At 31.9% G+C, this 20140-nt stretch carries 22 protein-coding genes and 1 riboswitch; of the genes, 3 read left to right on the top strand and 19 right to left on the bottom strand.

What is annotated here, in order from left to right; all coding sequences use genetic code 11:
• Window positions 1–52: 52 nt before the first annotated feature.
• Window positions 53–706 (bottom strand): (d)CMP kinase, encoded by a 654-nt coding sequence (cmk, locus tag PYW35_RS06570; protein WP_016912116.1) that lies wholly within the window; start codon window positions 704–706, stop codon window positions 53–55.
• A 74-nt stretch (window positions 707–780) separates the two neighbouring features.
• Here cmk and PYW35_RS06565 point away from each other — a divergent pair, with 74 nt between their 5' ends.
• On the top strand, window positions 781–1749 hold the full coding sequence (locus PYW35_RS06565; protein ID WP_016912115.1) for an asparaginase: 969 nt from the start codon (window positions 781–783) through the stop codon (window positions 1747–1749).
• Between the two features lie 43 nt (window positions 1750–1792).
• Here the strand turns inward: PYW35_RS06565 and PYW35_RS06560 are convergent, their stop codons facing one another.
• The 5 genes from PYW35_RS06560 to PYW35_RS06540 all read right to left on the bottom strand — a co-directional run bounded on the left by PYW35_RS06560 (window position 1793) and on the right by PYW35_RS06540 (window position 7742).
• Window positions 1793–2779: a YpdA family putative bacillithiol disulfide reductase gene (locus PYW35_RS06560; protein WP_016912114.1), complete on the bottom strand. Its 987-nt coding sequence runs from the start codon at window positions 2777–2779 to the stop codon at window positions 1793–1795.
• A 196-nt stretch (window positions 2780–2975) separates the two neighbouring features.
• Complete coding sequence (locus PYW35_RS06555; RefSeq protein WP_016912113.1) at window positions 2976–3617, bottom strand: CBS domain-containing protein; 642 nt, start codon at window positions 3615–3617, stop codon at window positions 2976–2978.
• Between the two features lie 24 nt (window positions 3618–3641).
• Window positions 3642–5330 (bottom strand): LysM peptidoglycan-binding domain-containing protein, encoded by a 1689-nt coding sequence (locus PYW35_RS06550; RefSeq protein ID WP_204107813.1) that lies wholly within the window; start codon window positions 5328–5330, stop codon window positions 3642–3644.
• Window positions 5331–5422: 92 nt separating this feature from the next.
• On the bottom strand, window positions 5423–6796 hold the full coding sequence (locus tag PYW35_RS06545; protein ID WP_103322981.1) for a RecQ family ATP-dependent DNA helicase: 1374 nt from the start codon (window positions 6794–6796) through the stop codon (window positions 5423–5425).
• Window positions 6783–7742, bottom strand: a complete 960-nt coding sequence (locus tag PYW35_RS06540) for a helix-turn-helix domain-containing protein (RefSeq protein WP_275068757.1) — start codon at window positions 7740–7742, stop codon at window positions 6783–6785. The genes PYW35_RS06545 and PYW35_RS06540 overlap by 14 nt, the downstream gene beginning before the upstream one ends.
• 95 nt (window positions 7743–7837) lie before the next feature.
• Here PYW35_RS06540 and PYW35_RS06535 point away from each other — a divergent pair, with 95 nt between their 5' ends.
• Window positions 7838–8086 (top strand): ferredoxin, encoded by a 249-nt coding sequence (locus tag PYW35_RS06535; protein WP_016913182.1) that lies wholly within the window; start codon window positions 7838–7840, stop codon window positions 8084–8086.
• 365 nt (window positions 8087–8451) lie between these two features.
• On the opposite strand, the gene PYW35_RS06530 is transcribed toward PYW35_RS06535, so the two are convergent.
• The 9 genes from PYW35_RS06530 to PYW35_RS06490 all read right to left on the bottom strand — a co-directional run bounded on the left by PYW35_RS06530 (window position 8452) and on the right by PYW35_RS06490 (window position 17302).
• On the bottom strand, window positions 8452–9000 hold the full coding sequence (locus PYW35_RS06530) for an ECF transporter S component (protein ID WP_016912388.1): 549 nt from the start codon (window positions 8998–9000) through the stop codon (window positions 8452–8454).
• Window positions 9001–9077: 77 nt separating this feature from the next.
• A riboswitch (FMN riboswitch) is annotated at window positions 9078–9213 on the bottom strand.
• A 78-nt stretch (window positions 9214–9291) separates the two neighbouring features.
• Complete coding sequence (locus PYW35_RS06525; RefSeq protein WP_103322983.1) at window positions 9292–11031, bottom strand: ATP-binding protein; 1740 nt, start codon at window positions 11029–11031, stop codon at window positions 9292–9294.
• Window positions 11031–11738, bottom strand: coding sequence for a response regulator transcription factor (locus PYW35_RS06520; protein ID WP_016912386.1), 708 nt, complete (start codon window positions 11736–11738; stop codon window positions 11031–11033). The genes PYW35_RS06525 and PYW35_RS06520 overlap by 1 nt, the downstream gene beginning before the upstream one ends.
• A gap of 27 nt (window positions 11739–11765) precedes the next feature.
• The gene (gene ccsB / locus PYW35_RS06515; RefSeq protein WP_103322984.1) at window positions 11766–12983 is read right to left on the bottom strand and encodes a c-type cytochrome biogenesis protein CcsB; all 1218 of its coding nucleotides are present in this window, start codon (window positions 12981–12983) and stop codon (window positions 11766–11768) included.
• Window positions 12976–14619: a cytochrome c biogenesis protein ResB gene (resB, locus tag PYW35_RS06510; RefSeq protein ID WP_016912384.1), complete on the bottom strand. Its 1644-nt coding sequence runs from the start codon at window positions 14617–14619 to the stop codon at window positions 12976–12978. Before resB ends, ccsB begins: the two co-directional genes overlap by 8 nt.
• 13 nt (window positions 14620–14632) lie before the next feature.
• Window positions 14633–15169 (bottom strand): thiol-disulfide oxidoreductase ResA, encoded by a 537-nt coding sequence (resA, locus tag PYW35_RS06505; RefSeq protein ID WP_016912383.1) that lies wholly within the window; start codon window positions 15167–15169, stop codon window positions 14633–14635.
• Window positions 15170–15283: 114 nt separating this feature from the next.
• The gene (locus tag PYW35_RS06500; protein WP_016912382.1) at window positions 15284–16021 is read right to left on the bottom strand and encodes a pseudouridine synthase; all 738 of its coding nucleotides are present in this window, start codon (window positions 16019–16021) and stop codon (window positions 15284–15286) included.
• A gap of 2 nt (window positions 16022–16023) precedes the next feature.
• A complete protein-coding gene (gene scpB / locus PYW35_RS06495; RefSeq protein ID WP_016912381.1) occupies window positions 16024–16581 on the bottom strand; it encodes an SMC-Scp complex subunit ScpB in 558 nt (185 codons plus the stop codon).
• On the bottom strand, window positions 16568–17302 hold the full coding sequence (locus PYW35_RS06490) for a segregation and condensation protein A (protein WP_016912380.1): 735 nt from the start codon (window positions 17300–17302) through the stop codon (window positions 16568–16570). Before PYW35_RS06490 ends, scpB begins: the two co-directional genes overlap by 14 nt.
• A 97-nt stretch (window positions 17303–17399) precedes the next feature.
• Here PYW35_RS06490 and PYW35_RS06485 point away from each other — a divergent pair, with 97 nt between their 5' ends.
• Window positions 17400–17903, top strand: coding sequence for a DUF309 domain-containing protein (locus tag PYW35_RS06485; RefSeq protein WP_103322424.1), 504 nt, complete (start codon window positions 17400–17402; stop codon window positions 17901–17903).
• Here PYW35_RS06485 and PYW35_RS06480 read toward each other — a convergent pair.
• From PYW35_RS06480 to PYW35_RS06465, 4 genes are all read right to left on the bottom strand, one after another.
• Window positions 17893–18015: a hypothetical protein gene (locus PYW35_RS06480; protein ID WP_016912378.1), complete on the bottom strand. Its 123-nt coding sequence runs from the start codon at window positions 18013–18015 to the stop codon at window positions 17893–17895. The genes PYW35_RS06485 and PYW35_RS06480 overlap by 11 nt on opposite strands.
• On the bottom strand, window positions 18002–18916 hold the full coding sequence (xerD, locus tag PYW35_RS06475) for a site-specific tyrosine recombinase XerD (protein WP_103322425.1): 915 nt from the start codon (window positions 18914–18916) through the stop codon (window positions 18002–18004). The genes PYW35_RS06480 and xerD overlap by 14 nt, the downstream gene beginning before the upstream one ends.
• A 92-nt stretch (window positions 18917–19008) precedes the next feature.
• On the bottom strand, window positions 19009–19449 hold the full coding sequence (fur, locus tag PYW35_RS06470; RefSeq protein ID WP_016912376.1) for a ferric iron uptake transcriptional regulator: 441 nt from the start codon (window positions 19447–19449) through the stop codon (window positions 19009–19011).
• A 100-nt stretch (window positions 19450–19549) separates the two neighbouring features.
• A complete protein-coding gene (locus PYW35_RS06465) occupies window positions 19550–20092 on the bottom strand; it encodes an NUDIX hydrolase (RefSeq protein WP_103322426.1) in 543 nt (180 codons plus the stop codon).
• Window positions 20093–20140: the final 48 nt, after the last annotated feature.

Raw genomic sequence — 20140 nt, 5'->3', positions numbered from 1 at the left:
CATAATATTAACTTCTTATAATGAAGCTAAATTGTCAAGGAATTCGAACTATTTAGACCATTTTGTCTTTTGCTAGTTCTGTAATCTGATTTGTCACTTCTTCAATTGTTAAACCAGTTGTATCAATACTTATTGCATCTTCAGCTTTAACTAAAGGTGAAATGTCTCGATTCATATCGTATTGATCTCGACGTTCAATATCAACCTTTAAAAATTCTAAATCAGATTCAATGCCTCTTAACTCATTATCTTTCAAACGTCTTACTGCACGTTCTTCTACAGATGCAATCATGTATATTTTGAGTTCTGCATCTGGTAACACAGTTGTGCCAATATCTCTGCCATCCATTACAACATTTTTTTCATCCGCTAACTTTTGTTGCTGTTCTACTAAAAATGTGCGAACCGATTCTTTAGAGGCAACATATGAAACTTTTTCTGTCACGTCATTTTCTCTTATTCTTTCTGAAACATCTTTACCATTTAAAATGACGCGTTGACCATTATCTAATACAATTTTCAAATCAATTTCTTTAACAAGACGGTCAAAATCTTCAGATTCTTGTTCAATGTAATAAAGTGTTATCGCTCTATACATAGCACCTGTATCCACATAAATCATGTTAAATTGTTGCGCTACTAATTTAGCGATTGTACTTTTACCAGCTGCTGCTGGACCATCTATTGCAATATTTATTTTCTTCATTTTATTAACCTCTCTTGTTCTTTAATCCTATATATTTTATCATAAATTATAAACATATGAATAGGAGGAAAGAAATGAAGAGAATTTTAGTTATACATACTGGTGGAACAATTAGTATGTCAGAAGATAAAGATACAGGTAAAGTAGAAACCAACTCAGAGCATCCAATGCATAGACATCAACAGTTTATACAATCTCTAGGTGACATTACAGAAATCAATCCATTCCAAGTACCTTCTCCACATATGAACAATCAATATATTATTAAATTGAAAAATATCATATGCGAATCAATCAAAAATAATGAATATGATGCATTTGTTATCACGCATGGTACGGATACATTAGAAGAAACAGCTTATTTGTTAGATTTAACAATAGATACTGAGTTACCTATAATTTTAACAGGTGCGATGAGATCTTCCAACGAAATTGGTTCTGACGGTTTATATAACTATGTTTCGGCATTAAAAGTTGCTTCAACTGATGATGCTCAAAATAAAGGCGTCATGGTTGTATTTAATGATGAAATTCATACCGCTAAAAATGTTACGAAGACGCATACTTCGAATACAAGCACTTTTCAAAGCCCTAATTATGGACCGATAGGAAGCGTCACAAAAACACACGTTTCATTCCATCATAAGCCATTTCCTTATAAGAAATATCCTGAAATCAATCCAAATATCAAAATCGGTATTGTAAAAGCACATATGGATTTATCTAGTGATTTATTAAACTTTTTCGTTGACTACAAATACGATGGTTTAATAATTGAAGCACTCGGTCAAGGAAATATGCCTCCAACAGCGTTAGAAGGCATCAAACATTTAATAGAGGCTGATATACCAGTCGTAATGGTTTCACGATCATTAAACGGTATTGTTGGTGGTATATACGCATATGAAGGTGGCGGCTACCAGTTACAACAAATGGGCATTATTTTATCAAATGGTTTAAATGGCCAAAAAGCTCGATTAAAACTTCTTGTAGGATTAAGTAATCAATTAACAAAAGACGATTTAGTACAATATTTCGCATAAAAAATTCCCTGTTATTGCTTCTGAGCAAATAACAGGGATCTTTTTATGATTCTAAAGGTGTTTGTTTCTTTCTGTCTATATCTTGTGCAATCGTGCCGCCATGAAACTTACCATTTTCAATGAAAATAGTGTTGGCATCGTTACCTGCAGCAATAACACCTGCAATATATAAGTTTTCAACATTGGATTCCATCGTATCTTTATTATACGAAGGTGCTGTTCCAAATTCGTTCGTAATCGTTTCAACACCACATGATTCTAAAAACTTATAATCAGGGTGATAGCCGATCATAGCAAAAACGAAATCATTTTTAATTGTGTGAGATTTTCCTTCTTTAGAAAAAGTTAAGGTATCTTCGTCTATACGTTCTACTTCACTATTAAAATGCATCGTAATTTTTTCGTGATTCGCAAGTGATTCAAAGTTAGGTAATATCCATGGTTTGATACTCTTAGAATACTCTGATCCACGATAAAGAACTGTTACATTTGCTCCAGCTTTCTCTAACTCAATTGCAGCATCTACTGCTGAATTCTTCCCGCCAACAATCACAACGTCTTGATTGAAATAAGGATGCGCTTCTTTAAAATAATGCATGACTTTACTTAACTCTTGACCTTCTACTTCTAATTCATTAGGTTGTCCATAATACCCAGTAGCAATCGTTAAAAATCTTACTTTGTAAGTTTGTTTAGTAGTTGAAACTAAAAATCTATTATCTACTTTTTTAACTGCTAACACTTCTTCAAATGTTCTTACATCAATCTGATGATGTTTAACAACTTCTCTATAATAAACGAGTGCTTGGTTCCTTTTAGGCTTTAAGTCTTCAACGATAAACGGCACATCACCGATACCGAGTTTATCACTTGAAGAAAAGAAGGTTTGGTGAGTTGGGTAATTATAAATTGCATCTACTACATTACCTTTTTCAATGACTACTGCATTGATGCCTCTTCTCTTTTGTTCAATTGCAGCACTTAAACCACAAGGACCTCCACCGATTATTAAACTTTCATATTCTTGCATGTACCTTCACTCCTTATAATATCCTCAATCATTATATCAATAAAGAGAGATTAGTAAAATGAATTGATACATAATTTCAGATAAACACACTAGCATGACATCATATATATCAGTTGTTATGAGCATAAAAAAACTGCCAACAAAGATTTTGTCTTTGTTGGCAGTTTAATAGTTAATTGAACATCATGTTATAAAATTATACTTCTTCAGTAACATCAAGAACTTTAAATCCATTTTTAGATAAGTACTTGATAAACTTATCAATATTATTCGATTTTTCTACTTTAATAATCATTCTTCGATACATTTTGTCCGTCTCATCAAATGTTACAAATGAAATCGTATTTAATTTGTGTTTTGCTATAATGCTTGATAGTCGTTTAATTCTACCTTCAGCTTCCACTGATGTAATAGCGATTCTAACACCTTTTTGTTTCATACCAAAAGCTGATTTAAATTGCTCCATTACATCGTATCTTGTAACGATACCTAGAAAATCTTTATCGTCATTGACGACGGCAAGAATTGGGAAATCTTGCAAGTTTAGAAGTGACTCTTCAACAAGTTTATTTTCATTTAAAGAGTGTAAGTCTAAAGTTAAGATTTCTTCAATCAATGTATCATCAATAAATTCATCTCTCGTTACATTTTCTTTTTTAAAGAAATAATGTCTAAAAATACTATATCTTGTAATCATACCAATATACTTTCCATCAGCAACGATTGGTAAACCATCAATCCCGTGATGTTCTAACTTATCCAACGCTGAGTGAATCGTATCTTTCGGATGAGCAATATAACACTTTTCTTTCGATATCATTATATTCGTTAAATACATAAATCCATCCCCTTTAGTTTATGTCTATGGTATTACTAAATTCTGACCTTGAGATAATTCATTGCCAGAAATACCATTTGCTTGTCTGATTTTATCTACGTTTTCAGGTGAACCACTACCGTAATATTGAATAGCGATACGATATAAGTTTTCTTTACCTGTTACAGTGTGTGCTTGTTGTGATTGATTTTGGTTTTGATTACTTTGTGCATTTTGTTCAGTTTGATTATTTGCTGCATCTTGTGCGGCATTTTGAACATCTTCATTTTCAGCATTTTCGTTATATTGATTTACACTATTGTCGCTGTTTTGATTTTGATCAGTTTGATTATTTTGTTCATCTGATCCATTTTCATTCGTGCTATTTTCAGATGAGTTTTCAGATGAATTTTCAGATGATTCACTAGAAGCGTTTGAGTTGTTATTTTTATCTGAATCATTTGATTGCTTATCGCTATCTTCTGATTTCTTCTCTTCATCTTTTTTAGCTCTTTCTTTCTCTGCTTGTTCATCCGCTTTTTTCTTAGTATCACTGTTAGTTTGTTCAGTTTTTTCGGCAATTTCTTTACCATTGTCTTTATTGGTACCATTTAAGTACATGCCAAGGAATATTGCCAGAGCCCCTAAGATAAGAATGGCAGCTATTATCGGTATTAAAGCTTTTTTAAACTTGCTAGAATTACCATCGTCTCCATTATTACCACTCTGTCCACTATTACCACCATTAGGCGGTGTGCCTCCACCGGAAGCTCCTGCAGCACCGGCACCGGCTGCACCTGCAGCACCTACGCCAGCAGCGGCAGCGCCTTTTTTCTTGTTCGATTTATCTTTATTATCATTCTGATTGTTTTCTTGCTTATTTTGATTTTTTTGGTCTTTATGACCTTTATGGGCTGCTGAAGCTGCAGCTCCTGCGCCAACTGCAGCGGCTCCGCCTGCTACTGCTGCGCCTTTTTTCTTGTTCGATTTATCTTTATTATCATTCTGATTGTTTTCTTGCTTATTTTGATTTTTTTGGTCTTTATGACCTTTATGGGCTGCTGAAGCTGCAGCTCCTGCGCCAACTGCAGCGGCTCCGCCTGCTACTGCTGCGCCTTTTTTCTTGTTCGATTTATCTTTATTATCATTCTGATTGTTTTCTTGCTTATTTTGGTTATTTTGATCTTTTTGACCATTATTGGCTGCTGAAGCTGCAGCTCCTGCGCCAACTGCACCGGCTCCGCCTGCTACTGCAGCTTTTTTGCCTTTATTATCATTTTCTGACTTCTGTTGTTCAACCTTTTGTTCAGGTTTGTCAGTTAAAGATTTTTTTGGACGCTTTTTATTATTATCATTATGTTTAGAAGCACCAACACCTGCAGCGGCTCCTGCTGCGCCTATTCCAGCAGCACCAGCTTTATTAGTTGAATCTTGTTTAGGTGTCGCTGGTTCTTCTTTAATTTCTTGTTCTTGCTTCACATCTTCGTTATTCTTCTGTTTATTAGCCTCTTCTTTTCTACGTTGTCTTCTTAATGCACCTCTTGGTGGATACGTTTGTTCGTTTTTACGCTGTTGCTTATTATCTTGTTTTGAATCTTCTACTTCTTTCCGATTAGATTGACTATTATTGTTCGTCTCTTCGGTGTTTACTTCTTCTTTCTTTACCTTGTCTTCAGGTCGTTCTATCGGTTGACGACTCTTTTCAAACTCGTCTTTAAAATTATCTTTAGACAATAAACTCACCTCATCATTATCTTTTTGATTTTAAATATATTGAATTATACTTCATTATATCCCTGTTCAACTTATCAAGTAAAGCAATCCTATTAAAATATTGCATTTAATCTATTTTGATAAGATATTCTTCGTTTAACTTCTTTAATGTTCGGTAATTTTAATAACTTTACATTGTTACAGTTATCACAGCATTTATCTTTTTGATTAACAGATTCATTGAAATATTGCATTAAATAACTTCTTCTACAATAGTTACTTTGAATATAGTTTTTCATATAATGAAATGCAGCTAATTTTTGATCTTGTTCTGCTTGAATTTTATCTTTTAATTGTTCGAAAGGATATAGCTCAAGAAGGAATTTAATATTCGTCGTAACTTCCTCATTTAACTGATACCCTTGTTCGTATAAATTAAGCATATCTAAATCGATTCCATGATCATGTGCCAAGTGATTAAGAATTAATAAATCACGCGACGTAAATAAACTTAATGCTTGTGACGGCTCACCATCTCTCCCCGCTCTACCAACTTCTTGGACATATTTAGAAGGAGATGTTGGCAAATGGTAATGGATAACTGTTCTAACATCTTGTTTGTTTATACCCATGCCGAAAGCACTTGTCGCTACGATTATTTTGATATCATTGTTAATAAACTGTGTTTGAACTGTTGTTCTTTCTTGATAGTCTAAATCACCATGATAAATACCCGTTAAATAACCTTCTTTATATATAATATCAGCTAATTCGTGACATTTTTTCTTTGAAGATACGTAAATGATAGTAGGACCTGATTCTTTTATTTCATTTAATAAAAATTTGTCTTTTTCTTCTTCGCTCTCAAAGTTAAAATGATGATACATAATATTTGAACGATTTAATCCTTCTTTATGTATTTTGAATGTTCTTTTCGTAATTTCTTGTATATCTTCCACCATTTTATCCGTTAATGTTGCCGTTAACGCAATTACTTGAGCATGATTAAAATATTGCGTCACTTTTGAAATGAGTGCATAGTGTGGTCTAAAATCAAATCCCCATTCACTTAAACAGTGCGCTTCATCTAATACGATATATTTAAAATCTATTGATTTGAAATGTTTGAAATTATGCTCTTCATAAATAAACTCTGGACTACAAAATATAAATTGATACTGAGATAAAGATTTAAATATGTCTCGCTTTTCATCAATCGATAATGCTGAATGTATGGCTACCGCATTTTTTTCTCCATTTAATTTCATTTGTACAACTTGATCATCCATTAATGAAATTAAAGGTGATATGATGAGAACCCTACCTCCCGTAATATAAGCTGGTAATTGATAACACAAACTTTTACCTGCACCAGTTGAAAGAATGCTTAATACATCATGACCATCTAGTATATTTTGAACAGTTTCTTCTTGCCCATTTCTAAATGTTTCATATCCAAAATATTGTTTGAGTTTACTGTGTAACATTCAATCCCTCCATTGCATAGATCACATACATTAATTTAATTTCAAAATAAGTGAATTCACCTAATGATTCATAATAATATTTCAAATTTTGATTTGGCTTGTCTTCAAAAACTTTTACAAATCCCAAAAATTTATCATCATCAATGTACTTGTTTTTATCTGTTAAATAACCTTTAATATACATTTCTATGACATGATCATGAATTGTATGCGACTTAACATTTTTTAAGCGTGCTAATGTTTCAATATCGTAAGTTTGATTTAATAATTGATAAGTCGTTAATGTTTGTTGATGTAACTTAGGCATAAATTTAATTTGAGATAAAATTGGGTATTTGTCTTCATTTTGCAGCGTTACTTGTATAAATTGATATTCCTCCACTAAATGCGCTTTTAATTTAATAATAGATATATCTTCTAACAGTGCTATTTGTTCTGTGGTATATGGGGTTTCTCGATAACCTGCTAATAAGTAATGAACATAGATTTCATTAAAAAATTGATTCATATCTTCAAATAAGTGATGAACTTCTGTTATAAATTGATTTTCACTATCATCTTTAATAGATATGTATAATTCTTTTGCCTTGAATTGTATCGTTTTATCATTAATAATGGGTTGATAAGAGAAATGTTCATGTTTTCTCTGGCTAACCATTTGAATTAACAGTAATAAAGTGCCTACTGTTTGTGTGGCTTGATGGTAAAAATAGTCACCTACAATCGGCTTTAAATCTTTATTTATTTGTTGTTCAACAACCTTTTCAAAATCCGCATATTTTAGGTTAGGTAAACAACCATAATATAATTTTAAATGCTCAATCGTAGCATCAAAATATGTTTGGTGCGTTTTCTTCCCAGTTAAAATATTATAAATACTTTTATACGTTTTATTTTCGTGTTTCATAGAAAGGGTTTTCATAATTATGTCTTGCAAATCAGTCACCTCATTTATTATAAAAATGTTGAAAAATATATGTGTTATCACTAAAATAAGTATGTATAATAAGTGTAGCATGTTTTTTAAAGGAGGCGAAAATTTTGGCTAAATACACAATAGTAGATATGGATACATGTATCGCGTGTGGTGCATGTGGAGCAGCTGCCCCCGATATATATGATTATGACGATGAGGGAATCGCCTACGTAATATTAGACGACAATAAGGGAATCGAAGCTGTCCCAGAAGAATTACTCGAAGATATGGAAGATGCTTTCGAAGGTTGTCCAACAGATTCAATTAAAATAGCAGATGAATCGTTTGACGGAGACGCACTTAAATTCGAATAATATAGATTAATAAAGCTTGGGAATCATTCCTTTGCTCATAAAAAAATAACAACTCATTTCACTGATGTATTCAGCTAGAAATGAGTTGTTATTTTTTATGAAATAGCTTGGTATGTTTTAAAATCTTGGAGAGAATTATAAAGATTGTTTGCTATTTATCATGTGAGCTCTGACTTGATAATATCAACGGCTCTATTTATCATGTGGGTCTGACTTGATAATATCAACGGCTCTATTTATCATGTGGAGCCTGACTTGATAAATTCATGGATAAAACGCACGAAGACTCAGAAAATATCATGCTCAAAATAAAGAAACATATCACGCTATTACTGAGAAAATTCAGTAGCGTGATATGTTTTAATTTATTTTATAATTGTTTTGAGTTTATCAAAGATGATTAAGTATATGACTGAAATCACAATACCTTTTATTAAATTGAATGGAATGATACCTGCAGATACAATCATTTTTAAATTATGCGCAAGATCTGCTAAGTTCATGATTTGACCGTATAAAGGTAATAATACAAAATAGTTCATTAAACTCATAAATACAGTCATCAATATGACACCTGTTATTAAACCATAACCCATGAACAGTTTAGATTTTTTAATACGGTAAAAATAGTATGTTGGTATAATTAAACAAACTGAAGCTAAAAAGTTAGCCGTATTTCCGATTGGTTCATGTGATACGATTAAAAAGTTTAATACATTTTTAAATAATGCAACTAATATTCCTGATACTGGGCCAAATGCAAATGTCGCCACAAGTACTGGCACATCGCTGAAATCCATCGTTAAATATGGTGGTAAAAATGGCAATGGAAATTTTAAAAACATTAAAATAAAGCTGATTGCAATAAGCATACTTACAGTGAGTAAGCGTTTTGTTTTGTTATCGTTAGACATATAAACTCCTCCTATTCATCTCGTAAGAATAGGAGGAAAGCAATAGCAAATAAACCTAGCATAAACTAGATCTTTTCCTCCATCTTCTCCCATCCAGACTTTAACTGTCGGCCTTAGATTTTCACTAAGTCAGCCAATGCACATATAAACATATGTATTGGGTCGCGGGCTATAACCGCCGGTATGGAATTACACCAAACCCCGAAGATGAATTTTTATTAAATTTTATTTTTATGATTCATATATTAGCACAATACTAAAAAACTTTCATTAAAACGACTCATAATTTATTTATTTAGGTAAAGTAATTATAAATTTCGTGCCTTTTTCTTGTTCACTTGTCACATTTATCGTACCATCATGAGCATCGACAATCTTTTGTACGATAAACAATCCAAGTCCGGTACCGTGTTTACCTCTTGTACGTGATGCATCCACTTTATAAAATCGATCAAAAATCTGTTCTAAATGTTCTTTCGCAATACCGACTCCTGTATCTTGAACAGTGATTACAAAATCTTCTTCTTGTGTGTCATCGAATATAACGTCAATTGAATCTTTCTGATGCGTATATCTTACAGCATTATCAATTAAATTCGTTAATATTTGCTCGATTCTATCACTATCACCGTACCAATTAATAGCTTCGCCAATATGTTTTACGTTTAAATTCAAGCCATTTTCTCGTGCTTGTGGCAAAAATTTAGTATCTATTTTATTGATGAGCGTCGATATTTCAAATTCATCTAGATGAACTTTAATACCTTCAGCATCCATTTTGGCAACTTCTAATAGTTCGTTAATGAGCCTGCTCAACCTTTTAGACTCATCTAAAATGATAAATAGAAAATCATCTACATCTTTTTTGTCTGTCACTACACCATCAACGATAGCTTCTGTATAACCTTGCAACATGGAAATAGGTGTTCTTAACTCATGTGAAACACTTGCTATAAAGTCTTTTTTCATTTGATCCATATGGTGTTCTTCAGTCATATCTCGAATGATAACAACAATTCCAGATGAACCATCATTTTGTATGCTGTCAATGTATGTTGATATTACAACATAATATTTATGACCTACTTCATACTCAAAGAATTGAGTGTTTTTCTCTTTAAATGTTTCATTTCTTTGAATTGAAATATCTACATGTTGATATTCTTTAACTTCTTTTAAGAATGCATCGGCTTTGGAATTAGATATAATGATTTCATTTTTATCATTTATACCGAGCACACCATCAATCATAGAATTTATAAGTTTTTCTTGAATGTTATTTTTTGATTTAACGTCATCAATATTCGTTCTTATATCTTTACTCATTTTATTAAATGCCAAACCTAGTTCTCCAATTTCGTCACGCGTATAAATAGGAACTTTCTCTGTATAATGACCTTTCGCAACTTTAAAAGCAGCGTGTTTAAGTTGAATGAGCGGTTTAGTAATTCTATTTGAAAGGAAAAATGCAAATACTGTACTGACAACTAATAATATAATTGCAGAAACTAAAATACTGAGCGTCACGACATTTTGAGCTTCTTTAATGGTATTGATATCTTGGAATAAAAATATACCCGCTTCATCTGTTTGAAAAGCTTGCGATGGATAACCTAATAAAATATAGGTGTGCTTTTCACCATTGAATGACAAATTGATTTCTTTTAATACATGTTTATCCTTGTTAAAAACTTTGTCAAAAGCATGATTTGTTCTAATTTCATCAATCATGACATCTTTTAGTGGATCGTCAGATTGTTTCGTTAAATCCTGATTGTTTTTAATGATAATGAGTCCTGCTGGATCTTCAATTAGTTCTTTAGCATAATCAATCACATGTTCTTTCTCATGTGAATTAAGAAGTAGCCGTTCAATTTTACTGGCATTATTGTATAAGTTCTCACCTGTATTGGAAGTATTGTATGATTGCAAAAAAGTTATGAGAAAGGCGCTTAATAAAAGTAAAACTGTCGTTACTATTAATATAATAGATAACCACAGTTTTACAACAACACTATTTAATCGATTCATTATTCAGGAACCTCAAATTTATAACCTACGCCCCACACTGTATGAATCATTTGCGCAGCCTCTTCTGAAACGCGATTTAACTTTTCACGCAATCTTTTTACATGGGTATCAACTGTTCTTAAATCTCCGTAGAACTCATAATGCCATACTTCTTTTAAGAGTTGTTCCCTATCAAATACTTTATCTGGTGATTTTGCTAAATACAATAATAATTCATACTCTTTAGGCGTTAAATTCACTTCTTTATGATCAGCTAATACACGATGTGCATCATTATCAATGACAAGATTTTCAAATACAATTAAATCTTTCGCTGTATTAGTTTGATTAACCATTGAATGATTTGTCGTGCGTCTTAATAATGCTTTTACACGCAAGACAACTTCTCTTGGAGAGAACGGTTTTACTATGTAATCATCTGCTCCAATTTCAAATCCTTCTACCCTATTATTTTCTTCGCCTTTAGCAGTCAGCATAATAATAGGTGTTGACTTTGTTTCTCTAATTCTTTTACATACTTCAATACCATCTATTTCGGGTAACATTAAGTCTAACAATATACAGTCATAATCTTCGTTTAAAGCTTTATCTAAGGCGATTTGTCCATTCTCAGCCTCATCTGTTTCATAACCTTCTCTTTCAAGGTACATTGTTACTAACTTGCGAATTCTATCTTCATCATCTACAACTAAAATACGGTCTGTCATACTTGCTGAACTCCCTTCTAGCATTTTTTAAGCATAAGAATGTAAACCAGCTACTATTAAATTAACTGCAATAACATTAAATAGTATTATTGCAAGGCCGCCAACAGCTAACCATGCTGATTTTCGACCTTCCCAGCCTTTACCTAATCTTAAATGCAGGAATATCGCATAATACAAGAATGTGATGAGCGCCCATACTTCTTTAGGATCCCATCCCCAATATCTACTCCAAGCCATTTGAGCCCAGATACTAGCGAATAAAATACCACCAAGTGCAAATAGAGGGAATCCAATAATTACTGCTCGATATCCGATTTCATCCATTAAGGATAGATTGACTCTTTTCGTCAATGGTTTTATAAGACTGAACAATGTTTTTCCTTTTAAAATCAATCTCAGTATACCATATAAGACCGAGCCAATAACAATCGACCAAATCACTGTATTTAATTTTTGAGCATTTATAACTGCAGGTAATTCAATTTTACTCCAACTTAATATATCCGTTCTTTCGATTGGTTCATAATCACTTCCTGATACATGATCCACGAGCAGACTATCTTGCTGTGTTACAAATGCAGGTAAATGATAATGTTGTACGGAATTATTATCGTTCTTATCTATAAAGAAGTATGTGTCGTCGTATCCTGCAATATCTTTCATAACCACCGTAGTTAAAATAAAACCGATTATGATAATAACGAAATACATAATCACTTCAACAAAGAAACTATGTATAGACTTTTCTTTCGGGCTGACTGCTGCAAATAAATAAATCAAACCAGCAACACAGCTTATTGATAAAATACCGTAAGAAATCGTTACTGTAATAACATGTATCGCTAACCAGCTAGATTGTAATGCAGGAATTAATGGTGAAACATCTCTAGAAAACATACTTGCATACGCTATAAGCAGCATAGCGATTGGTAAAACAAACAGTGCAAGAATAGGTGTTTTGTATATTGAATAAATGACAAGAAAACCACCTACCATCATGATTCCAAACATTGTTAAAAATTCATACATATTACTTACTGGCGCATGTCCTGCAGCAATCCATCTTGTAATAAAGTATATGATTTGTAATACAAAACCAATAGCTGTTAATGCTACACCAATTTTCGCGCTTCTATTTTTAGAAGAACGTACTGAAAATGAAAATGGTACAACTGCTACTAAATATAATATAAATGCAGAATATAAACTGATATTACTTATATTTAAAATGAAATCTTTATCCATTATTTGCCTCCTTGCTTTCGTGTATGTCTTCCTTTGTATCTTTAATATGGGTAATTTGATGTTTATCTAGTACTTGATTAATCTCTTTACTAAATCCATAGTAATTCTTATTTGTATGACCTGCAATATTAAATTCACCTTTATCTGTATTAATCCAAATACGTCTATGATTAATGTATGAACCTACTGCTAAGCCTATTAAGAATATAACAAATCCAGTAAATAAAATCGGTAGCGTTAAATCTTTTTTAACAGCTAATACTGTTGCCCATTGATTGGTAGCATTCGCAAACTTAACATCATATTGATTACCTTTAGATATATCTTGTGACTCTTTAATTCTTAAGAAACTAAATTCAGGTTTTTCACCTTTTTTAGTCACTTCAAACACAAAAGCAGGATTATTTGGATTTGGTGATTTAGTAGCTAATACACCATTTTCTATTTTTTCATAATCCGGCGCGTAACTTCTTAATTTAACAGTTAGGTCGTCCGTAAGCTTATATTCTTTTTTTGGACTTTCTAAATTAACCGTAAATGATTGACCTAATGCTTTTCCATCTTTCGTTTTTAAATTAAAAGTCATTTCTTTTAATGAAGAATTATCAAAACTACTTTGATAAAATTGCAAATGATCATATGTTAAGGGGTGATTAACTTTAATAGAATCTGAAGCAACTGCTTTTAAGTTCTCATTTGAACCAATAACATCTTGTTTGTCATTCTCATATAGTGTTGCTTTAGTTTCATAATTTTTAGCAATTTTATTTAAACTAGGATCAATTGATTCCGGATTGGAATTAGATTGAGATTTCTGATTATATTCTTCATATATAAAGTCATTATTTTTTATATAATATGCTCTATCAGTACCAGGGACAGGTTTCGTCTCACCTTCTTTAACATAAAGCATTTCATCTAAATAAAAACCTGGTAAAAATCTAAGCATTGCTCCAAATAGTAAAATGATAAGACCTGTATGATTTATGTACGGACCATATCTAGACAAGCGACCCTTTTCAAGGAGTAAATGATTTCCATCTTGTTTTACTTTATATCTTTTATTCTTAAATGATTTACCAATACCCTCTAAGTCGACTTGATCTTGAGTTGTCATATTTAATCTTTGACGTTTATAAAATGAGTTGTGCTTTTTCGTCCTTTGATTTTTCAAAGATTTATGTAATGGTATCCCTCTGTCTATACTAGAAGTAATGATTGAGAACGCCACTAAACCTAGTAAAATTAAAAACCACCAAGAGCTATATAAATTATGAAAACCTAATTTATAATAAAGTAAACCTAATGAACCATAATGTTCATAATAATATTGTTCTGGATTAACATTCATAGGGATAAAATATTCTTGAGGGAATATCGTACCTATTGATGCAGCTATAACAGTTAATACAAGTAATGTAACGCCCGTCTTAACTGAAGCAAAGAAATTCCAAACACGATCTAAAATCGTTCTATTTTTAGTCTTTGAACGTATTGCTTGTCCATCATAACGCATTACGTCGGTTGTCTTTTTCTTATCATAGTCGTCATTTATTAAGCGACCACAGTTTAAGCAGAGTTGAGTTCCTTCTGGGTTCTTATGCCCGCACTCACATACTATTTGCTTGTTGCTCACCTTTAATCCCCCTCTATTTCACTTTGACCATTTCCATTTCTTTAATGATTTGTTTCTTAGAAAGTTCACCAGTATGCTTAGATTTCACTTTACCATCTTTATCTACAGTTATAGTTGTAGGTAATGGGTTTACACCATAAGCATCCGTTACCAAATTATCATTATCCATCGCTACATTAAATGTAGGTGTTTCTTTTAATGAACTTAAATATTGTTTGATTTGTTGCGGATTATTTCTAACATGTATAGCAACGACCTCTACGCCTTTGTCTTTGTAATTTTGATATTGTCTTTCTAGTTCAGGCATTTCACGTTTACAAGGCTCACACCAAGTTCCCCAAAAGTTGATTAATACGCCTTTACCACGTAAATCTTTTAAATTTACTTTTTTACCATCAATCGTTTCAAGTTCAAATAGTGGCGCGTCATCTCCTACTTGAGCAATTTTATCATGATCTTTAGTAAGGCTAGACCATACCGTAAATATAATTGCGAGAAGAATAACTGCCGTAATAATAATTTGGAGTATAGACTTCTGTTTTTTCTTCATTTATTATCCTCCCTAACACAATAAAAAAACCATACATATACAATGTTATGGTGTTTTGTTTAGTATATCATGACTAAAAAGCAGATTAGTGGCATTATTGTGAACGTTTACAGTTTATTTACCGTCTTGTGCTAAATGTCTTAATACTTTTATTTCATGTGGTGATAACGTTCTACCTTGTCCTGCATTTAAGCCTTTTAAATTTAAAGGACCGTATTCTACTCTTGATAGTTTGACAACTTCATGTCCAAAATGACTAAACATTCTTCTAACTTGTCTATTTCTACCTTCTGTAATTGTTAATTCTACATGCGTTACATTTCGTTCTTTATCTTGACTCTTCACCTTAACAATCGCAGGTTGTGTTACACCATCTTCAAGTTGTATCCCTTTTTCAAGCTGCTTAACTTCTTCTCTTAATAAATATCCTTTTAATTTAGCAACGTATTTTTTTTGAATTTTATAACGTGGATGTGTCATTAAATTAGTGAATTCTCCATCATTTGTTAAAATGAGTAAACCTGAAGTATCATAGTCTAAACGACCTACAGGGAAGATTCTCGCCTTAATATCTTTGAAGAAATCAGTAACAACTGTTCTTCCTTTATCATCAGATACACTTGTAATGACTTTTGTTGGTTTATGGAACAAAATATAAAGTTTATTAGGCATTTCTAAAGGAATACCTTCAACTACAATATAATCTGAATCTCTTACTTTAGTACCTAGTTCTGTAACTTGTTTAGAATTGACATAAACGAGTCCTTCTTCAATCAATTTTTCTGCTTTTCTACGTGAAGTATATCCACTTTTCGCGATTACCTTTTGTAATCTATCTAATTCTTCGCTCATATTTATTGCTCCTCATTATTTTGTTTTTCGTTCATGCTACTAAAAAACAAATCCATTTCTTCTTGTTCATTTTCTTCGTTTGTTGATTTAGGTAAATCGTCTAAAGAAGTAAGCCCAAATACATTTAAAAAATAATCTGTTGTATAGAGTAATTGACTTCTAGATTGATCATTGTGCTTAGATTCTACAACACCTTTAGCGATTAAAGTTTTAACAGATGCATCTGAATTCACACCTCGTATCACTTCAATATCACTTCTTGTTACAGGCTGATTATATGCAATAATTGATAAAGTTTCTAAAGCTGCTTGTGATAATTTTGTATTCATATTCTCAATCATCAATTTTTCTAGATATTCATGCATAATGGGTTTAGCCGTTAGAATACATTTGTTACCATAAAATATAATTTGCAATGTTTCTCTTTCATATTCAGCAGCCATATCTTTCAACTGTGATGGCGTAATTTCTAGTAATTCACACAATTGATTTCTTTCAATACCTTCATCACCTAATGAATATAATAAACCTTCTAATAATCCTAATTTACTCACTGACATAGTTCACGCCTCGATTTATAGTTATTTCCCCAAACTGATATTGCTGAAAAACATCAATTTGTCTTAATCTCATCATTTCTAATATTGCCAAAAACATTGTTACTAATACATTTGTCGTTAAATTTGGTGGCAAAGTTTCAAAAAAGTTATAGCTTTTACGTTGAGAAAGTTGTTTATGAATGGTTGTAGTCGCCATCTCAATCGTATAACTATCCTCATTTACGGTTACATGCTGTGGTTGATTGAACCTTTGTCTCCTTTTAGTACGTTGATAAGCAATAATTAAATCAGTCATATCCAAATCTAAAGGTGCACGTTTATCATGCATTTCTTCAAATTTAGATAAATCTGCAGGTTTTTTAATAAATATTTGTTCTCTATCGTTCTTTTTAAGATTTAATAATTCTGCATATTCTTTATAATTTTGATATTCTATTAACTGTTTAACTAAATCGTCCCTTGGATCATCTTCAAATTCATCGATATCTGAAGGTTGTGTAGGTAGCAATAATTTACTTTTTATCATTAATAACTCTGAAGCCATAACTAAATATTCACTTGCCACATTTATTTCTAATATCTTCATTTGATGTATATAACTTAAATATTGTTCAGTCAGTTCCTTCATTGGAATATCATAAATATCAATTTCGTATTTCTGTATTAAATGAAGTAACAAATCCAAAGGTCCTTCAAAGGCATCAAGTTTTACTTCATACATTTAAAACTTCCTCATTTCTATTCCTTTTACGTGCATAAACCTAAAAATTATTATACCATGATTACGTATAAAGATTCTATGCTGAGAGGGATTAAAAATGGAAACACAAGTTATGTCATTTCATTATCACTTCCATGTCTTAAGACATTACTTTGAATGTCACGATATATTAGAAGAACATTGGAAAGATCAAACACGTTTTAGTAAGAATGATGCGATCGTAAGTTTAATATTATTTTCTACTGCATGCTATCACTATAGACGCGGTAATGTTAAAGGCGCTCTTAAAACTTATAAAAAATCATTACAAATTGCAGAATACAATGATGACTTTGATCATTTAGGTATTGAAAGAACACCTTATATATCCATTATCAATTCTGAAATGATGCGTATAGCGCAAGGTGAAGCATATCGCAATATACAGCTCCCATTAACAAATGCATGCTACCAAGCTTTAGAAAGTGCATATGATGACTTTGAATTCAATTATAATATGGATGTTTCGGACTATATTAAGCATCATCATTTACATAGAGACAGAACAGAAGTTATAGAAAGCCGAATGTCAGCATTTAACCAACGTCACTCTAAACTATAAACAGCCAATAAACAAGCCCCCATACGATAACAAACGTTAATAGAACAGCTAATGTTCTATATTTTTTTGATTCGTTATTCTGTGACTCATCATTGTGGTTATTCTTCTTCATGTTTATGCTCCTTTCTTGCCCGTGGATGGTAATTCAAATACATATCTCGTATTTGTTTTTTAGAAATATGTGTGTAGAGTTGAGTTGTTGAAATGTCTGAATGTCCTAACATTTCTTGAACAGCTCTTAAGTCTGCACCATTTTCTAGCAAGTGTGTCGCAAATGAATGTCTTAATGTATGAGGTGTTAACGTTTTAGTGATGCCTTTTTCCAGTCCGATTTTCTTTAATATTTTCCAAAATCCTTGGCGAGATAAAGCGCCACCTCTAGCATTTAAAAACAAAACATCTGTGACTTGTTTCTTTAATAAATTCGGTCTCACTTCTTGAACATAATACCTCAATATTCCCATTAAATGTTCTCCTAAAGGAACAATTCGTTCTTTGTTCCCTTTACCGAACACTCTTATAAATCCCATCGTTAAATTAACATCTTCAACTTTTAATTGAATGAGTTCTGTAACCCTGACGCCAGTTCCGTATAGCAACTCAAGCATCGCTTTATCACGTTCATCTCTCTCATTTGTAATATGTGTAAAGGTTAATAATTGATTAACTTCTTCTTCACTTAGAACATCTGGAAGCTTTTGCTCGTATTTTGGCGTTTCAATTAAAATTGTTGGATCTTTAACTGCATATTTCTCTCTTATTGCAAACTGATGAAAACTTCTAATGGTCGCTGCTAATCTAGCAATCGTTTTTGAAGATTTTCCTTCTTCTTTCAAATGAGCAAAATATTTCTGAATCACAATACGGTCAATATTATCTATATGACTAATTTTCTTTTTCTTTATATATTGATTATACTGTGTTAAATCGCGATTATAAGATTGAATAGTATTTTGACTTAATCCTTTTTCTAGCCTGATAAAATCTATAAATTCATTTATGACTTGATCCATTGACTCACCTCATTGTTGTCATTATTTTACCATAAAAAAAGACATCACTAAAATCAGTATGTAACTTCATTTAGTAACGTCAATATATAGATTTATTCTTCACGACATCTATGACAAACACCATGGAAAGTTAATCGATGGTCTAAAATTTTAAAGTTAAATTCTTTCTCAACACGACGCTCAACATCTTCTAATAAATCTTCTTCAATTTCATCAACTGCGCCACATTCCATACAAACCATATGATGATGGAAATGCTTTGCGCCTTCTTTTCTTAAATCAAATCGTGCAACCCCGTCACCAAAGTTAATTTTATCGACTACTTTTAGTTCAGCTAAAAGCTCAAGTGTGCGATAAACAGTTGCTAATCCAATCTCAGGTGCCTTATCTTTAACTTTTAAGTAAACATCCTCTGCACTTAAATGATCGGCTTCATTCTCAAGTAGTACTCTAACTGTCGCTTCTCTTTGCGGCGTTAATTTGTAGGAAGCTTTGTGTAACTGCTCTTTCACACGTTGTATACGTTCTTCCAACTTGACACCTTCTTTCTTAAATAAAATCATTATCAATTAGAATTGTATTCGTATACTAAAGTACCAATAATCCGTGAAAAAAGCAAGAAAAAATATCGCATTATTTAGAATGATTATAATTTAATAACAAGTATTGAAAAGCGATCAATGTTTTAGCATCTTCTATCTCTTGAGATAATAACAACGACTTAATATTGTCGATTGGAATTTTACTTAAATGTAAAAATTCGTCTTCATCTAAATTAACTTTACCTTCTTTCAAATCTTTAGCTATGTATATACTCACTTTTTCATTACAAAATCCCGGACAACCATATACTTCACCGATAAGCTCTAATTTATCAGCAATATATCCTGTTTCTTCTTCTAATTCTCGTTTTGCAGCACTTTCTCGTTCTTCTCCAACTTCTAACTTTCCAGCTGGAATTTCGATTAATGTCTTTTCCATCGCTTTTCTAAATTGTTCGACTACTATTACTTCGTTTTCAGGTGTAATTGCAAGTACTGATACTGCACCATTATGTAAAACAATTTCTCGTTCACTTGTATTGCCATTCGGTAATTGGACTTTATGTTTTTCAAGGTCAATAATGCTTCCACTATATATAACTTCTTTCGATATCGTTTCTTCTGTTAGTTTCATTCAAGTGCCCCTCTTTTCATTTAAATAATTAATCTGCTAAACTTAATA

The sequence above is a fragment of the Mammaliicoccus vitulinus genome (genome assembly GCF_029024305.1).
Classification (GTDB): Bacteria; Bacillota; Bacilli; order Staphylococcales; family Staphylococcaceae; genus Mammaliicoccus; species Mammaliicoccus vitulinus.
The sequence above is the reverse complement of the archived record's forward strand: the minus strand, read 5'-3'. Positions and strand labels throughout refer to the sequence as shown.

Coding starts and splice junctions, on each gene's coding strand:
- PYW35_RS06480 (WP_016912378.1), bottom strand. CDS start 18,015: ATGAAGAAGAATAACCACAATGATGAGTCACAGAATAACGAATCAAAA.
- PYW35_RS06565 (WP_016912115.1), top strand. CDS start 781: ATGAAGAGAATTTTAGTTATACATACTGGTGGAACAATTAGTATGTCA.
- cmk (WP_016912116.1), bottom strand. CDS start 706: ATGAAGAAAATAAATATTGCAATAGATGGTCCAGCAGCAGCTGGTAAA.
- PYW35_RS06545 (WP_103322981.1), bottom strand. CDS start 6,796: ATGTTACACAGTAAACTCAAACAATATTTTGGATATGAAACATTTAGA.
- PYW35_RS06465 (WP_103322426.1), bottom strand. CDS start 20,092: ATGAAACTAACAGAAGAAACGATATCGAAAGAAGTTATATATAGTGGA.
- PYW35_RS06485 (WP_103322424.1), top strand. CDS start 17,400: ATGGAAACACAAGTTATGTCATTTCATTATCACTTCCATGTCTTAAGA.
- PYW35_RS06560 (WP_016912114.1), bottom strand. CDS start 2,779: ATGCAAGAATATGAAAGTTTAATAATCGGTGGAGGTCCTTGTGGTTTA.
- ccsB (WP_103322984.1), bottom strand. CDS start 12,983: ATGGATAAAGATTTCATTTTAAATATAAGTAATATCAGTTTATATTCT.
- scpB (WP_016912381.1), bottom strand. CDS start 16,581: ATGTCAGTGAGTAAATTAGGATTATTAGAAGGTTTATTATATTCATTA.
- PYW35_RS06525 (WP_103322983.1), bottom strand. CDS start 11,031: ATGAATCGATTAAATAGTGTTGTTGTAAAACTGTGGTTATCTATTATA.
- PYW35_RS06500 (WP_016912382.1), bottom strand. CDS start 16,021: ATGAGCGAAGAATTAGATAGATTACAAAAGGTAATCGCGAAAAGTGGA.
- PYW35_RS06530 (WP_016912388.1), bottom strand. CDS start 9,000: ATGTCTAACGATAACAAAACAAAACGCTTACTCACTGTAAGTATGCTT.
- xerD (WP_103322425.1), bottom strand. CDS start 18,916: ATGGATCAAGTCATAAATGAATTTATAGATTTTATCAGGCTAGAAAAA.
- PYW35_RS06520 (WP_016912386.1), bottom strand. CDS start 11,738: ATGACAGACCGTATTTTAGTTGTAGATGATGAAGATAGAATTCGCAAG.
- resA (WP_016912383.1), bottom strand. CDS start 15,169: ATGAAGAAAAAACAGAAGTCTATACTCCAAATTATTATTACGGCAGTT.
- PYW35_RS06490 (WP_016912380.1), bottom strand. CDS start 17,302: ATGTATGAAGTAAAACTTGATGCCTTTGAAGGACCTTTGGATTTGTTA.
- PYW35_RS06555 (WP_016912113.1), bottom strand. CDS start 3,617: ATGTATTTAACGAATATAATGATATCGAAAGAAAAGTGTTATATTGCT.